Consider the following 14,339-nt stretch of genomic DNA (forward strand, 5'->3'; position numbering starts at 1 on the left):
TGCCGGGCTTCTGCGTTTTCAGGCGTGGCGTTCGCGCTCCAGCAGTTGCCGGCCGCGCGCCTGGTAACTGTCCATCTCCGCCTCCGGCACCATGCTGCCGCCGGTGGCCCAGACCAGGTGAGTCGCCCGGGCCATGCGCTGCGGCGTGAGGCCCATGCGCTGGCGATAGCCCTGCCGTTCATCCAGCACGCGCAACGGCCCCGGCATGCCAGCCAGGGCGGAAGGTTCCAGGCGCTGCCCCTCGGTCTCCTCCAGCAGCGCCAGGTAGCGGAACAGCTGATCGTCGCTGACCGTGTAATAGCCGTCGATCAGGCGCTGCATCGCACGTCCGACGAAACCGGACGGCCTGCCAACCGCCAGGCCATCGGCCGCCGTGCGGTTGTCGATAGCGAAATCCTGCACCGCCAGTTCGTCATGCCGGCCGCTGTAGACGCCCAGCAGCATGCACGGAGAATGCGTCGGCTCGGCGAACAGGCAGTGCACCGCATCGCCAAACGCCAGCTTCAGGCCGAAGGCCACGCCGCCCGGCCCTCCACCGACGCCGCACGGCAGGTAGACGAACAAGGGATGCTCGGCATCGACCACGACGCTGGCGGCCGCCAGCTGCTGCTTGAGGCGCTCACCGGCCACGGCGTAGCCGAGGAACAGGTGCCTGGAGTTCTCGTCGTCGACGAAATGACAACGCGGGTCGCCCTCGGCCTGGCGCCGCCCCTGCTCCACGGCGACGCTATAGTCGCTGGCGTACTCGACCACGCTCACGCCATGGGCACGCAGCTTGTCCTTCTTCCATTGCCGGGCATCGGCGGACATGTGCACCGTGGCCTGGAAACCCAGCCGCGCGCTGATGATGCCGATCGACAGGCCGAGATTGCCGGTGGAGCCGACCGCCACCTGGTAACCGCCGAAAAAGGCACGCAGCTCGTCACTGTCGAGACAGGCGTAATCGTCGTCGAGACCGAGCAGTCCGGCGCCCAGGGCCAGTTCCTCGGCGTGCTTGAGCACCTCGTAGATGCCGCCACGGGCCTTGATCGAGCCGGAGATCGGCAAATGACTGTCACGCTTGAGCCACAGCGCGCCGACGTCGCCGCCGCCCTGCTCGCTCAGCCACGCCTGCATGCGCGGCAGGGCGAGGATGTCCGACTCGATGATGCCGCCACTGCCTGCCGTCTGCGGAAACACCCGCGCCAGATAAGGGGCGAAGCGCTTCAGCCGTGCGCTGGCGTCGGCTACATCGGCGGCGCTCAGGCCGACGTCGGCCAGTGCCTGCGCGACAGGCGCCACGCCCGGATTGAACCAGCTGGTTTCGTGCAGCGCGATCAACTCGTCGAGCAGCGGGTATTCCGCGCACCATTGGGCGAGCGACTTGCCAAGGATCATCGGGCACTCCTCATCGAGGGCAGAGAACAGCCGGCATTAGACGACGGTCGAGCCGATCTGGCAAAGGCCGCTGAACGACCGGCGGTACGGCTGCGCCGCCTGCACGAGGTCTTCGCCCGCGAGGAGCTGCCGGAGATTCTCGCCATGCCGACGCGCGCCAACCTCGCCGGCAAGGCGGCCGAGGATTCGCTCTAGCGCGCCGCGCTGCCGAAGCGGCGCCGGTAGTCGCCCGGCGCCACGCCCACCAGGCGGGTGAACACCTTGCGAAACGCCCCCGCATCGCGATAACCCACCTGCCAGGCCACCTGGTCGATGCTCTGACGGGTGAACTCCAGCAACTCGCGCGCCCTGGTCACGCGCACCTGCTGGCAATACTCGGTGGGTTTCAGGCCCGTGGCGGCACGGAAGCGCCGCAGGAACGTGCGCTCGCCCAGGCCCGCGCGCTCGGCCATGCCGCTCAGGCTGGCATCGGCCATGGCCTGGCCCTGCAGCCAGTGCTGGACGCTCAATACCGCCGCGTCGCCATGATCGAAACTGGGCACGAAGCTGCTGAACTGGCGCTGCGATTCACGGTTCAGGTCCACCACCAGATAGCGCGCGGTTTCCGCGGCGATGGTCGGCCCCAGCAAGCGCGTCACCAGCGCCAGTCCCAGGTCGGTCCAGGCCATCAACCCGCCGGCGGTGACCAGGTCGCCATCGTCGACCACCATGCGCTCGGGCAGCACCCGCACCTTGGGGTATCGCTGCGCCAACTCTCCCGCCAGCGCCCAGTGGGTGGTCACCGTGCGGCCGTCGAGCAGGCCGGCGGCTGCCAGGGGAAAGGCGCCGGCGCAGACCGACGCCAGGGTCACGCCCGAGCCGTGCAGGCGCGCCAGCCAGTCGCGGTAGGCGCTGTGCAGCACGTAGCCGGCGGCGGCATCCAGGCAGGGCGGCAGCACCACCACCTGCGGCGCGCCGTCGGCCTGCGGCTGGCTGTCGAACACCCGCCGGACCTGGCCATCGTCATCCGCCTGCCAGTGACTGACCCGCAAGCGGCCCAGCCCCTCGCGCTCCGGGCTGGCCGCCATGCGGTTGGCCACCGCGAACAGGTCGCCCAGCCCGTACACCGCCGCCAGTTGCACGCCGGGATACAGCAACAACCCGATTTCCAGGCAGCGCCCGCTCATTGTCAGTTTCTCCCCGCAAATTGTCGGCCACGCCCATCCCGGGCCAGCGCCGTGACGGCTAATGTTCGCTGCACATCATCCCATGGAGAGCAACATGAGCAAGCGTGCCCTGATTCTGATCGACATCCAGAACGACTACTTCAACGGCGGCAAGTGGACGCTGCACGACATGGACGCGGCTGCGGGCAACGCGGCGCGCATCCTCGAGGCGGCGCGCCAGGCCGGCGACCTGGTGATCCACGTCCGCCACGAGTTCCAGAGCGCCGACGCGCCCTTCTTCACCCCGGCCTCCGACGGCGCGCGCATCCACGCCAGCGTGCAGCCACTGGCCGGCGAAGCCGTGGTGCTCAAGCACCGCGTGAATGCCTTCCTCGACACCGAGCTCAAGGCCCTGCTCGATCAGGCCGCGATCGAACAGGTCACCCTGGTGGGCGCCATGAGCCATATGTGCATCGATGCCGCGGCGCGCGCCAGCAGCGACTTCGGCTACGCCACCTGTGTGGTGCACGACGCCTGCGCGACACGCGAGCAGACGTTCGAGGGGCAATCGATCGGCGCCGCCGAGGTGCATGCCGCCTACATGGCCGCGCTGGCCTTCGCCTATGCCCAGGTGCTGTCGACCGAGCAGTACCTGGCGGGCTGATCAGCTGCCGAAGCGCTGCAGCTGCATTTCATGCAGCCGGCTGCGGGTGCGCTGGAACGCGAAGTCGAGGTAGCCCTGGGTGTACAGCTCATCCAGCGCCACCTCGGCATCGATGTACAGCGCCACGCGGCGGTCGTAGCACTCGTCGACCAGGGCGATGAAACGCCGTACCGCATCGTCGTTGCGCGCCAGTGCCGGCAGCTGCCGGTCGCCGGCGTCGACGCGCTCGGCGCCGTCCTCGGTACCCCGGGCAATGCGCCCCTCACGTGGCGGCCCGCCCAGGCGCGGCACCTCGCTGAGAAAGATCGCCGTGTGTCCCTGGCACAGTTCGATGAAGTCGGCGGCGGCCAGCGGCTGCTCGCACAGCTCGCTGAAACGGCACCACAGCAGCGCCGGGCTGTGGCCCAGCGTCGCGATGCAGCGGTGCGTCAGCTGCAGCGGCCCTTGCACCACCTCCTGTCCCGCGCTCAAGCGGGCGAAGGCCTCGGCCAGCGCCTGCGGCTGCCGCACCCAATAGCGCTGCGCGATCACACCGGGGTGCAGGCGATGGTCCTCGTCGCCATCCACCGCCACCACCTGCATGTGCTGCTCGAGCGCGGCGATGGCAGGCAGGAAGCGCTCGCGGTTGTAGCCCCCCTCGTACAGGCGCTCGGGTGGCTGGTTGGAAGTGGTCACCAGCACCACGCCCTGCTCCACCACCAGGCTGAGCAGGCGGCCGAGCAGCATGGCGTCGCCGATGTCGCTGACGAACAGCTCGTCGAAGCACAGCACGCGCACCTCGCGCCCCAGCTCCTCGGCCAGCAGGCGCAACGGGTCGGCATTGCCGGTGAGCTGGAACTGGCGGCGGTGCACCCACTGCATGAAATGATGGAAATGCTGGCGCCGCGCCGGCACCCGCAAGCTGTTGTAGAAGCTGTCCATCAGCCAGGTCTTGCCGCGTCCGACCGGGCCCCAGAGGTAGACGCCCGCTGGCTGCTCGCCACGCTGCAGGGCGACGTGGCAATGCTGCAGCGCGAGGACCGCACGCTGTTGCGCGGCATCGGCGACGAAACCGCTGGCCAGCGCCCGCTCGTACGCGGCCTGGGGCGAGTCCGCCGGGGCCTGCTCGATGACGGTCAACGCAGCACCAGCCGACCGTCGTCCAGCTGCCGCGGCCAGTCGCGACGCGTGAACACCTGCCCCTGCTCGCGCACGCGGCGCACCTCGTCCAGGTCCAGCTCGCAGATCAGCCAGTGGCTGCGCTCAGGGCACAGCTCATCGCTCTCGGCCACGATGCCGCTGGCCGGCATGCCGTAGTCCGAAGGCACGTACAGCGAGGCGCGGCCGTAGCCTTCGTCCAGCGACGGCGACCAGGGCGCCAGGCCGACGGTGGGTGAATGCAGCACGGCGATCTGGTTCTCCAGGGCGCGGGCCTGGGCGCCGATGCGCACGCGGTGGAAGCCGGCGACCGTATCGGTGCAGCTCGGCGCCAGGATCAGGTCCACGCCGGCCTCGGCCAGGGTATGCGCCAGCAGCGGGAATTCGTTGTCGTAGCAGATCAGGATGCCCAGCTTGCCCAGCGCCGTGTCGAACACCTTGAGGCCATTGCCGGCAGCGATGTGCCAGTGCTCGACCTCGAAGCGGGTCATGATCAGCTTGTCCTGAGAACCCAGGTTGCCCTGCGGGCCGAACAACCAGGCCCGGTTGCGATAGACGCCATCATCGTCCAGCACCGCCACCGAGCCCGGCATCAGATGGACGTTCAGGCGTCGCGCCAGCTGCTCGCACAGCGCCAGCCAGCGCGGCAGCAACGGCTGGATGCCGGCGATGGAGCCGTGCAGGTCACCGCGCTCGGCCTCGGGCAACAGGCCGGTCAGCACCAGCCCGGCGTACTCGGGCAGCAGCAGCAGGTCGGCGCCCTGCCCGGCCGCCTCCTCGCAGAGTGCGGTGAGGTGGTCGGCATAGGCCTCCCAGCTCGGCAACAGGTCGATGTGGTACTGACAGGCGGCAACCTTGATCATGCAACAAGCTCCTTGAGCCAGAACGACATGGGCTTGGCCGATTCCTCGGTCTCGTCCAGGTCGCACCAGTGGTATTCGGTATGCAGTTCCGGGTGGTGGCGATAGCCACGGCGCTTCCAGAATTCGTCCAGCGGCTGATAACCCTCGGGGCGCCGCGGGTGGTCGACCGCTCGCTGCACCGCGCAGAAGGTACACCAGTCGATATGCCCCAGGCGCCGCGCATGGGCCTCGCGCTCGGCGAAGAAACGCACGCCCAGGCCGCGCCCGCGCCAGGCCGGCAACAGCACTGACTCGGCGCAGTAGAACAGGCGTGCCGGGTCCCAGCCGCCGGCGATGAAGGGGCGCTGAAAGGCTTCGCTCTCGTCGACCAGCGGCAGCCCCGTGGACGCCCCCACCACCCGTCCCGCGTCGCGCACCAGCACGCACAGGCTGCCCGCGCTGCGCACATAGGTGTCGAGGTACTCGGCCTCGTAGTCGAGGCTGCCGTCGTAGAGGTAGGGAAAATCGCGGAAGACCGTGATGCGCAGGCGCGCCAGGTCTTCGATGTGGGGGGCTATCTGCGGCCCCTGGAGCAATTCGATGTCCATCGGCAGTCGTTCGCCAGCAGCAGGATGACGCCGGCGGCTATGCCGACGAGAAGGGGCGAACTTATCATGCGAGCCGACAAACCACTAACCACGCTACGAAAGGAACTTAGCCATGACCGCCACCGAACTGGTGCAGGCCTACTACGACGCGTTCAACGCCGGGGACATGCCCGCCTTCCTCGACCTGCTGGCCGACGACGTGGTGCACGACATCAACCAGGGTGAGCGCCAGGTCGGCAAGGCCACCTTCGCCGCCTTCATGGACAAGATGAACCGCTGCTACCGCGAGCGCCTGAGCGACATCGTGATCATGCAGAACGCCGGCGGCGACCGCGCCGCAGCCGAATTCGTGGTCCACGGCGAATACCTGGCCGACGACGAAGGCCTGCCGCCGGCGAGTGGGCAGACCTACGTGCTGCCGGCCGGCGCCTTCTTCGAGATCAGGGCCGGCAAGGTCGCGCGCATCAGCAACTACTACAACCTGGGCGACTGGGTCGCGCAGGTGGGTTGAGCGCCGCGTGCCGGGCGTTCAGCAGTCGAAACCGTGCTCCTCGCGGTAGTACGCCGCCTGCTCGGCGGGCATCTGCTTGAACAGTGCACAGACCGTGAAGCTGCCCACCTGGCGGCCGTTGCGCAGGTAGCCCCAGTCGGTGATCTGCTCGCGGCTGAAGCGCAGCTGCTGCCCCCAGGTCACGCTCTTGACCACACGGGGCTCGTTGGCCACCTCGCCGACGAAGCCCTGATCGAGCACACGAAAGTGCGTGATCCAGAACGTCTCGATGCCATGTTCGTCCTCGACCATGACCTGCACCCGGAACCCCTGGGTGCCGGCAGGGGGCGCGGCGGCCAGTTGCAGGAAGTCATCCAGGGTACGCTGCGCCTCGCGCACCGCGGCGGCAATGGCCGCATCCTGGCGATCGGCGGTGACCACCTCGTTGGTGTCACGTGCCTGGACGCCCAGAGCGGCCAGACTCAGCGCGCACAACGCAGAAACCAGTTGGATACGCATGCGGATTCCCTCCCTGCCAGTTGCCTGTTCTATTCGCTGAACGCCGCCATTGCCTCGTCCGGGCAACGCGCCGTCTCATCCACCAGTTGCCATTTCACCCAGCGCTCCAGGCGGCTGTACCAGGCCATGTCGCTGGTATCCAGCCACTGACGGGCCTCCTCGCTGCCGTTGCTGGCCGCGCGCTCCAGCCACAGCCGCCGTTGCACCTGGTTGACGCGGGTGCCACGCCCGTAGCTGTAGGCATCGCTGAGGCTCATCTGCGCGTCGGCATCATCCCTCTCGGCCGCCTGGCAGGTCCAGTACAGCGCCTTGTCGTCGGCCAGACTGAAGTGCATGCCCAGCTCGTCGTCGCTGGCCATGTCCTGAACGCCCGAGGCGTCGTTCCCGTAGAGCCATCCCAGCAGGTACATGGCTTTGACGTCGCCCTGCTGCGCGGCCTGTTCCAGCCAGGACATGACCCTGACCCGCTCAGCGCTATCGCCAGGATTCTCCATGTAGTCGATCGCCAGCTCGATCTGCGCATGCACCAGCCCCTGCTCGGCTGCCATGCTCATCCAGCGCACCCGCTCAGCGCCAGGATCGTCCAGCAGATGGTCGCGGTACAGCAAGGCGAGTTCGAATGCCGCGCGGGTGACACCTTGCTCTGCCGCACTGGCATACCAGAGCCGACTCTGCTCGTACTCCTGCTGCGTATAGAACAGGAAGCCGACGCTGAACTGGGCACAGGCATCGCCATCGATGGCCAGCTCCAACTGCGAGCCAAACTGTGATCGGTCGGTGTTCAGCGAGCACTCCACCACAGCCGCCTGGCAGGTGGAAGCGAACAGCGCCAGGAGGCAGGCGAACAGGCTGCGCCGGGCAATGAGCCTTGCAGGCATGGGGGTCATCCTTGATCTGAAGTCGTGTGTCGTCTGCGCACGAATGCCGGCCAGCAAAGCACCGTGCTCCGGGCATGGCAAGTCTTTAGCAGAGTTGCAGGCCCGATAGTGGCACAAACTGTGATCACCTTCATGCCCCTGCCGCCCCTCCGTCCACCGCCGCCCTTTGCGGGTGATCCCGCGTTTTTCCATCACTTAATACAACGTTAAGCCAGGCTCCACACAATCGCTCCCAGGTTCATCAGCGAGGTTCCACACATGGAACTACCTTGGGCGCATCATGATCGTCCCGTTGCCCGCATCGGTCGTGGCGACAGTTACGAACTTCACCTGGCTTCTCCCGACAGTGCCCGCCGCGCGGCGCTGGAGCAGTTCATCCGCCAGCGCTTCGAAGTGCAGTACGACGCACATATCCGGCACTTCATGCCCTGCCTGTTCGGCCTGGAAAACCAGGCCGGGCAACTGCTCGGCGCCGTCGGCGTGCGCAGCGGCAGCAGCGGCCCGCTGTTTCTCGAACGCTACCTGGACGAACCGATCCAGCACGCCATCGGCGCACGCCTGGGCCACGCCCAGCCTGGCCGCGGCGAGGTCGTGGAGGTGGGCAACCTGGCTGCCGACAGCCCGGGTGCCGCGCGTCTGCTGATCGTCGCCCTGACCGACCTGCTGGTGGCCCTGGGGTTTCGCTGGGTCACCTTCACCGGCACACCGACACTGCTCAACAGCTTTCAGCGCCTGGGGCTGACCCCCATCGCGCTGGGCGAGGCCGATCCGGCGCGCATGGGCGAGGAACTGGCCGACTGGGGCCGTTACTACGACAACCGCCCGCTGGTCATGGCCGGCGACATCCATGGCGGTCATCAGCGTCTGCTGCAGCTGGGCGCCTATCCGCGCCTCGGCCATCAACCGCTCTATGCCCTGGAGGACATGCCCGATGTGGTCTGCAGCTGAATCCCTGTTCGCGTGCATGGCCACCTTCGGCCCGCGCACGGCGCTGGCCGAGGATGGCCACGAGCTGACCTACGACGGCCTGCTGGCAGCCGTGGCCAGCCGCAGCCGGCACCTGCGCGAGCTGGGTGCACAGCGCGTGGCCCTGGCCCTGGACAACGGCATCGACTGGGTGCTGTGGGACCTGGCAACGCTGCATGCCGGCCTGGTCTGCGTACCGCTGCCGGCGTTCTTTTCCGCCGACCAGCAGCGCCACGTGCTGGACAGCGCCGGCATCGACCTGCTGATCGGCGCCGGTGCGCCCGGTTTCGCCAGCCTGGAGGGTGACATCCATCGCCGCAGCGTGGCGCACGCGGCCGAGCTGCACCCCGGCACCTGCAAGATCACCTACACCTCCGGCACCACCGGCCAGCCCAAGGGCGTGTGCCTGGACCTGGCCACGCAACTGGCGGTGGCCGGCAGCCTGGTCGAGGCCAGCGCCAGCCGTGACGTGCAGCGGCACCTGTGCATCCTGCCGCTGGCCACCCTGCTGGAGAACATCGCCGGCGTCTATGCGCCGCTGCTGGCCGGCGCCCGGGTGGAACTGATGCCCATGGCGCGGATCGGCCTGAGCGGCGCCAGCGGCTTCGACCTGGCGCGTTTTCTCCAGGCGCTGCAGGCAGCCCAGCCGAACAGCCTGATCCTGCTGCCGCAGCTGTTGCTGGCGCTGGTCAGCGCGGCCGAGCGCAGGCTGCCGGTGCCGGGCTCGCTGCGCTTCGTCGCGGTCGGTGGCGGCCGGGTCTCCGCGCAGCTGCTGGAACGTGCCGACGCGCTGGAGCTGCCGATCTTCGAGGGCTACGGCCTGTCCGAGTGCGCCTCGGTGGTCTGCCTCAATACCCCGCAAGCGCGCCGCATCGGCAGCACCGGCAAGCCGCTCGGGCACCTGCAGGTCAGGCTGGCAGACGACGGCGAGGTGCTGGTGAAGGGCGCACGCATGCTCGGTTACCTCGGCGAGCCGGCGCCGCAAGGCGAATGGCTGGGCAGTGGTGACCTCGGCCATTTCGAGCAGGGTTTCCTGGTGCTGCACGGGCGCAAGAAGCATCAGTTCATCACCGCTTACGGGCGCAACGTCAACCCGGAGTGGGTCGAATCCGAGCTGGTCCAGCAACTGCCCATTGCCCAGGCCTGGCTGCATGGCGAGGCGCTGCCGGCGAACGTCGCCGTGCTGGTGCCACGCTTTGCCAACACCCCCGACGCGCAGTTGCAGGCGGCCGTGGACGCGGTCAACCAGGAACTGCCGGACTACGCCCGCGTGCACCACTGGCTGCGCGCCGACACGCCTTTCAGCGCGAGCAACGACCTGGCCACGGCCAACGGTCGCCTGCGCCGCCCTGCCCTGTTCAACCATTACCAAGCCGCCATCGCCCAACTGATGGCCGAAGGAGTACACGCATGAGTTTCTACGAATCCCTGCTGGCCCAGACCCAGGTCGAACGCGACTACCTGCTCGGCGCACCGATCATCCAGCAGGCGATGACCGGCCAGGTCGCCCTGCACAGCTACATCGCCTTCCTCACCGAGGCCTACCACCACGTCAAGCACACCGTGCCGCTGCTGATGGCCTGCGGCGCGCGCCTGCCGGAGCGTCTGGAGTGGCTGCGCGAGGCCATCGCCGAGTACATCGAGGAGGAGTACGGCCACCAGGAGTGGGTACTCAACGACATCGCCGCCTGTGGCGCCGATCAGGAGGCGGTGCGCAACGGCACCCCGCGCCTGCCCACCGAACTGATGGTGGCCTATGTCTACGACCGCATCGCCCGACACAACCCGGTGAGTTTCTTCGGCATGGTCAACGTCCTCGAAGGCACCAGCATCGCCCTGGCCACCCAGGCGGCCGGCATCATCCAGGACAAGCTGCAACTGCCGAACAAGGCGTTCAGCTACCTCAACTCCCACGGCAGCCTGGACCTGGAGCACATCGAGTTCTTCAAGAAGCTGATGAACCGCCTGGACAACGACGACGACAAGGCCGCCGTGGTGCACACCGCCAAGGTGGTCTACCGCCTGTACGGCGACATGTTCCGCAGCCTGCCGCTGTCCACGGAGGAGTGACGCCATGCAACCAACGGACTGCCGCGCCCTGCTCACCGGTGCCAGTGGTGGCATCGGCCAGGCCCTGGCCGAGCGCCTGGCCAGTGATGGGGCCCACCTGCTGCTGGCCGGCCGCCGCCTGGAGCCGCTGGAGCCGCTGCTCAAGCGCTTTCCGCAACAGATCCAGCTGGTCCAGGCCGACATCGGCACACGGGCCGGGCGGGATGCGCTGGTCGCCGCGGCGCAGAACTTCGGCGGGCTCAACTGCCTGATCAACGCGGCCGGGGTCAATCGCTTCGGCCTGCTCGACCAGCAGGACGAGCAGCAGATCGCCGAGCTGATCGGTCTCAACGTCACCGCCACGCTGCAGCTGACCCAGCGCCTGCTGCCACTGCTGCGGGCACAGCGCCGGGCCCTGCTGATCAACGTCGGCTCCACCTTCGGCACCATCGGCTACCCGGGCTTCGCCGCCTACTGCGCGAGCAAGTTCGCCCTGCGCGGTTTCTCCGAAGCACTGCGCCGCGAACTGGCCGACACCAACGTCGGCGTCCTCTACTTCGCGCCACGGGCCACCCGCACGCCGATGAACGCGCCCAGCGTGGTGGCGATGAACGACGAGTTGGGGGTGGCCATGGACGACCCCGAGCAGGTCGCCGGCGAACTGCTCCAGGCCATTCGCCACGAGCAGGAAGAACGTTACCTGGGTTGGCCCGAGCGCCTGTTCGTGCGCCTCAACGGCCTGCTGCCGCGGGTGGTCGACCAGGCCCTGCGCAAGCAGTTGCCGATCATTCAACGCTTCGCCCGTCACAAGCACTGAGGAGATTGCCCCGTGAACGCATTTCGCACCCTGATCATCGCCGCGCTCGGCTGTGCCGCCCTGCCCGCCTTCGCCCTGAGCGAGGGCGGCCAGACCCAGCTGCACCAGTTGCAGACGCGCTGGGCCGAGATCAACTACCAGTTGCCGGAGAAGCAGCGCGAAGAAGCCTTCGGCAAGCTGGTCACGCAGGCCGACGCAGCCCTGGCCGGCGAACCCAAGGCGCCGGAGCTGCTGATCTGGCGCGGCATCATCCTCAGCACCCAGGCTGGCGCCAAGGGTGGCCTCGGCGCGCTGAGCCTGGTCAAGCAGGCCAAGTCCAGCCTGGAGCAGGCCCTGGCGATCGACCCGCAGGCACTGGCCGGCTCGGCCTACACCAGCCTTGGCAGCCTGTACTACCAGGTGCCCGGCTGGCCGATCGGTTTCGGTGACGACGACGAAGCCGAGAAACTGCTCAAGCAGGCCCTGGCGATCAACCCCGACGGCATCGACCCGAACTACTTCTACGCTGACTACCTGCAGCGCAAGAAGCGCTACACAGAAGCCCGTGGCGCGCTGCAGAAAGCCCTGGCCGCCAAGGACCGTCCAGGCCGCGAACTGGCTGACAAGGGACGCCGCGCGGAAGCCCAGGCGCTTTTGCAGCAGGTCGAGGGTAAACTCAAGTAATTCATCTGCAGGAGCTGCCATGCGCATTCTTCTCGTCGAAGACGACCCGGCCCTGGGCGAAGGCATTCGTACCGCGCTGAAACCCGAGGGCTACACCGTGGACTGGCTGCAGGACGGCGCCAGCGCCCTGCACGCCCTGAGCCACGAAAGCTTCGAACTGGTCATCCTCGACCTCGGTCTGCCGCGCATGGACGGCCTGCAGGTGCTCAAGCACCTGCGGGCCGCCGCCAACCCGGTGCCGGTGCTGATCCTCACCGCCCGCGATGCCACCGGCGACCGCATCGCCGGGCTCGATGCCGGCGCCGACGATTACCTGGTCAAGCCATTCGACGTGGCCGAACTCAAGGCGCGCCTGCGGGCCTTGTTGCGGCGCAGTTTCCAGCGCCCGCAACCGGCACTGGAATACCGCGGCGTGCGCCTCGACCCGGCCAGCCAGATGGTCGAGTACCAGGGCCAGACCGTGAACCTGCCACGCAAGGAATTCCTCCTCCTGCACGAATTGCTGATCCAGCCCGGCCGCGTGCTGACCCGCGACAAGCTGCAGCAGGCGCTGTATGGCTGGGACGAGGAAGTGGAAAGCAACGCCCTGGAAGTGCACGTGCACCACCTGCGCAAGAAGTTCTTCCCGGAGCTGATCCGCACCGTGCGTGGCGTCGGTTATCTGGTGGACAAATGAGGGTGCTGAAGACCTTCGGCTCCATCCGCACCCGCCTGCTGGTTCTGTTGCTGCTGATGCTCGCCGCCAGCTTCGGCCTGATCAGCCACAAGATCTACAACGACTCCGTGCACGAGGTACGCGAGCTGTTCGACGCCCAGCTGTCGCAGACCGCGCGCCTGCTGATGGGGCTGGTACGCCACGACCTCGACGAGAGCGGGCGCCGCGAGATGCAGACGGTGCTCGACGAGGCGCTGCTGCTGCACAGCGCGCGCAACCCGGAGAACCTGCTCGGTCACGAATACGAAGGCAAGCTGGCCTTCCAGATGCTCGACGACGATGGCGAGCTGCTGTTCCAGTCCGCCAGCGCCCCGCCGGGGTTGCTCAACGACATGATCGAGCAGCTCGGCCTGGCCCTGCCCGATGGCGAACAGCCGATGCGCGAGCGCCTGGCGCAGCTGGCCCGCTACCTGATCGGCTACCACACGCTGAACATCGGCGAGCATCGCTGGCGGGTATTCGTCCTGCATGACAGCCGCGACTACCACTGGGTACTGGCCGGCGAACGCGAGGATGTGCGCGGCGAGCTGATCGGCAAGATCGCCCAGCGCAGCCTGCAGCCGTTGCTGATCGGCCTGCCGCTGGTCGGGCTGTTGCTGTGGCTGGCGGTCGGCTGGGGGCTCAGCCCCCTGCAGCGCATGGCCGACGCCATTCGTGGCCGGGCACCAGACAACCTGTCGCCGCTGGTCTTCCCGCCGCTGCCCAACGAACTGGAACCGATGGCCGCCGCGCTCAACCGCCTGCTGCTGCAGGTCAACCAGTTGCTGGAGCAGGAAAAACGCTTCATCGCCGATGCCGCGCACGAACTGCGCACGCCGCTGGCGGTGCTGCGTATCCACGCGCAGAACGCCCTGGAAGCGCCGGATGCCGCTGACCGCGACGAAGCCCTGCGCCAGCTGGCCGGCGGTGTCGACCGCGCCACCCGCGTGGTGGCCCAGTTGCTGACCCTGGCGCGCCTCGACCCCAACAGCGTGCGCCTGAGCATGGGCAAGACGGACCTGCTGGCGTTTCTGCGCAGCGAACTGGCCGAACTCACCCCGCTGGCCCTGAACCGCCAGCAGGACCTGGTCCTGGAAGCCGACGATCAGGGCGACTACGACCTCGTCGCCGACGCGCCAAGCCTGGGTATTCTGCTGCAGAACCTGGTGAGCAACGCAGTGCAGTACACACCCGCGGGTGGCTGCATCCAGGTCCAGTTGCTGGCCAGCGCGCAGGCGCTGGTGCTGCAGGTGCAGGACAGCGGCCCCGGGGTACCGGCGGAACTGCGCGAGCGCCTGTTCGAACGCTTCTTTCGTCTTGGCGACGGCCAGGGTGCGGGGCTGGGGCTGTCCATCGTACGCCGGGTGGTGGAGTTGCATCAGGGCAGCATCAGCCTGGAAGACTCGGCGCTCGGTGGCTTGCAGGTCAGCGTACGCCTGCCTCGACGCCTGGTCTGAGGCGCCGGTTGCCCGCTGAAGTGGCGGGCAATC

16 protein-coding genes are annotated in these 14,339 nt (G+C 68.0%); 9 read left to right on the forward strand and 7 right to left on the reverse strand.

From position 1 onward, the window contains the following. Positions 1–18: 18 nt before the first annotated feature. Both dsdA and JLK41_RS14595 read right to left on the reverse strand, forming a co-directional pair. Positions 19–1,377: a D-serine ammonia-lyase gene (gene dsdA / locus JLK41_RS14590; protein WP_210389228.1), complete on the reverse strand. Its 1,359-nt coding sequence runs from the start codon at positions 1,375–1,377 to the stop codon at positions 19–21. Positions 1,378–1,568: 191 nt separating this feature from the next. After that, positions 1,569–2,543: a GlxA family transcriptional regulator gene (locus tag JLK41_RS14595; RefSeq protein WP_152488873.1), complete on the reverse strand. Its 975-nt coding sequence runs from the start codon at positions 2,541–2,543 to the stop codon at positions 1,569–1,571. A 94-nt stretch (positions 2,544–2,637) separates the two neighbouring features. On the opposite strand from JLK41_RS14595, the gene JLK41_RS14600 reads away from it, so the two are divergent. Next, positions 2,638–3,186, forward strand: a complete 549-nt coding sequence (locus tag JLK41_RS14600; RefSeq protein WP_210389229.1) for a cysteine hydrolase family protein — start codon at positions 2,638–2,640, stop codon at positions 3,184–3,186. Here JLK41_RS14600 and zapE read toward each other — a convergent pair whose 3' ends face one another. Genes zapE through JLK41_RS14615 form a run of 3 tightly spaced genes read right to left on the reverse strand, consistent with a single transcriptional unit; the run spans position 3,187 to position 5,773 of the window. Beyond that, complete coding sequence (zapE, locus tag JLK41_RS14605) at positions 3,187–4,305, reverse strand: cell division protein ZapE (protein ID WP_244976426.1); 1,119 nt, start codon at positions 4,303–4,305, stop codon at positions 3,187–3,189. Continuing rightward, a complete protein-coding gene (locus tag JLK41_RS14610) occupies positions 4,302–5,186 on the reverse strand; it encodes a carbon-nitrogen hydrolase family protein (protein ID WP_150609955.1) in 885 nt (294 codons plus the stop codon). The genes zapE and JLK41_RS14610 overlap by 4 nt, the downstream gene beginning before the upstream one ends. After that, positions 5,183–5,773 (reverse strand): acetyltransferase, encoded by a 591-nt coding sequence (locus JLK41_RS14615; protein WP_037048089.1) that lies wholly within the window; start codon positions 5,771–5,773, stop codon positions 5,183–5,185. Before JLK41_RS14615 ends, JLK41_RS14610 begins: the two co-directional genes overlap by 4 nt. Before the next feature lie 112 nt (positions 5,774–5,885). Here JLK41_RS14615 and JLK41_RS14620 point away from each other — a divergent pair, with 112 nt between their 5' ends. Beyond that, positions 5,886–6,284, forward strand: coding sequence for a nuclear transport factor 2 family protein (locus tag JLK41_RS14620; RefSeq protein WP_037048092.1), 399 nt, complete (start codon positions 5,886–5,888; stop codon positions 6,282–6,284). A gap of 18 nt (positions 6,285–6,302) precedes the next feature. Here the strand turns inward: JLK41_RS14620 and JLK41_RS14625 are convergent, their stop codons facing one another. After that, a complete protein-coding gene (locus JLK41_RS14625; protein ID WP_051800529.1) occupies positions 6,303–6,782 on the reverse strand; it encodes a YegJ family protein in 480 nt (159 codons plus the stop codon). A 29-nt stretch (positions 6,783–6,811) separates the two neighbouring features. Next, a complete protein-coding gene (locus JLK41_RS14630; RefSeq protein ID WP_210389230.1) occupies positions 6,812–7,660 on the reverse strand; it encodes a tetratricopeptide repeat protein in 849 nt (282 codons plus the stop codon). Positions 7,661–7,918: 258 nt separating this feature from the next. Between JLK41_RS14630 and JLK41_RS14635 the strand changes: the two genes are divergently transcribed. From JLK41_RS14635 to JLK41_RS14665, 7 genes are read left to right on the forward strand one after another with little or no spacing between them, the layout of a single operon-like run. After that, on the forward strand, positions 7,919–8,608 hold the full coding sequence (locus JLK41_RS14635; protein ID WP_037048097.1) for a thermostable hemolysin: 690 nt from the start codon (positions 7,919–7,921) through the stop codon (positions 8,606–8,608). After that, positions 8,592–10,040 (forward strand): AMP-binding protein, encoded by a 1,449-nt coding sequence (locus JLK41_RS14640; protein WP_210389231.1) that lies wholly within the window; start codon positions 8,592–8,594, stop codon positions 10,038–10,040. The genes JLK41_RS14635 and JLK41_RS14640 overlap by 17 nt, the downstream gene beginning before the upstream one ends. Further along, complete coding sequence (locus tag JLK41_RS14645) at positions 10,037–10,696, forward strand: iron-containing redox enzyme family protein (protein ID WP_210389232.1); 660 nt, start codon at positions 10,037–10,039, stop codon at positions 10,694–10,696. The genes JLK41_RS14640 and JLK41_RS14645 overlap by 4 nt, the downstream gene beginning before the upstream one ends. Positions 10,697–10,700: 4 nt before the next feature. Beyond that, positions 10,701–11,492, forward strand: coding sequence for an SDR family oxidoreductase (locus JLK41_RS14650; protein ID WP_210389233.1), 792 nt, complete (start codon positions 10,701–10,703; stop codon positions 11,490–11,492). 12 nt (positions 11,493–11,504) lie between these two features. Then, entirely contained in the window at positions 11,505–12,155 is a 651-nt protein-coding gene (locus JLK41_RS14655) for a tetratricopeptide repeat protein (protein ID WP_052178376.1), read from the forward strand. Positions 12,156–12,174: 19 nt separating this feature from the next. Beyond that, the gene (locus JLK41_RS14660) at positions 12,175–12,831 is read left to right on the forward strand and encodes a response regulator transcription factor (protein ID WP_037048103.1); all 657 of its coding nucleotides are present in this window, start codon (positions 12,175–12,177) and stop codon (positions 12,829–12,831) included. After that, the gene (locus JLK41_RS14665) at positions 12,828–14,306 is read left to right on the forward strand and encodes a sensor histidine kinase (RefSeq protein WP_179554304.1); all 1,479 of its coding nucleotides are present in this window, start codon (positions 12,828–12,830) and stop codon (positions 14,304–14,306) included. The genes JLK41_RS14660 and JLK41_RS14665 overlap by 4 nt, the downstream gene beginning before the upstream one ends. The last annotated feature ends 33 nt before the right edge of the window (positions 14,307–14,339 follow it).

It is taken from the genome of Ectopseudomonas khazarica (assembly GCF_017915135.1).
GTDB lineage: Bacteria > Pseudomonadota > Gammaproteobacteria > Pseudomonadales > Pseudomonadaceae > Aquipseudomonas > Aquipseudomonas khazarica.

Excerpts from the sequence above, each read along its gene's own strand:
- dsdA (WP_210389228.1), bottom strand. The coding sequence starts at position 1,377 with ATGATCCTTGGCAAGTCGCTCGCCCAATGGTGCGCGGAATACCCGCTG.
- JLK41_RS14595 (WP_152488873.1), bottom strand. The coding sequence starts at position 2,543 with ATGAGCGGGCGCTGCCTGGAAATCGGGTTGTTGCTGTATCCCGGCGTG.
- JLK41_RS14600 (WP_210389229.1), top strand. The coding sequence starts at position 2,638 with ATGAGCAAGCGTGCCCTGATTCTGATCGACATCCAGAACGACTACTTC.
- JLK41_RS14610 (WP_150609955.1), bottom strand. The coding sequence starts at position 5,186 with ATGATCAAGGTTGCCGCCTGTCAGTACCACATCGACCTGTTGCCGAGC.
- JLK41_RS14615 (WP_037048089.1), bottom strand. The coding sequence starts at position 5,773 with ATGGACATCGAATTGCTCCAGGGGCCGCAGATAGCCCCCCACATCGAA.
- JLK41_RS14620 (WP_037048092.1), top strand. The coding sequence starts at position 5,886 with ATGACCGCCACCGAACTGGTGCAGGCCTACTACGACGCGTTCAACGCC.
- JLK41_RS14625 (WP_051800529.1), bottom strand. The coding sequence starts at position 6,782 with ATGCGTATCCAACTGGTTTCTGCGTTGTGCGCGCTGAGTCTGGCCGCT.
- JLK41_RS14630 (WP_210389230.1), bottom strand. The coding sequence starts at position 7,660 with ATGCCTGCAAGGCTCATTGCCCGGCGCAGCCTGTTCGCCTGCCTCCTG.
- JLK41_RS14635 (WP_037048097.1), top strand. The coding sequence starts at position 7,919 with ATGGAACTACCTTGGGCGCATCATGATCGTCCCGTTGCCCGCATCGGT.
- JLK41_RS14640 (WP_210389231.1), top strand. The coding sequence starts at position 8,592 with ATGTGGTCTGCAGCTGAATCCCTGTTCGCGTGCATGGCCACCTTCGGC.
- JLK41_RS14645 (WP_210389232.1), top strand. The coding sequence starts at position 10,037 with ATGAGTTTCTACGAATCCCTGCTGGCCCAGACCCAGGTCGAACGCGAC.
- JLK41_RS14650 (WP_210389233.1), top strand. The coding sequence starts at position 10,701 with ATGCAACCAACGGACTGCCGCGCCCTGCTCACCGGTGCCAGTGGTGGC.
- JLK41_RS14660 (WP_037048103.1), top strand. The coding sequence starts at position 12,175 with ATGCGCATTCTTCTCGTCGAAGACGACCCGGCCCTGGGCGAAGGCATT.
- JLK41_RS14665 (WP_179554304.1), top strand. The coding sequence starts at position 12,828 with ATGAGGGTGCTGAAGACCTTCGGCTCCATCCGCACCCGCCTGCTGGTT.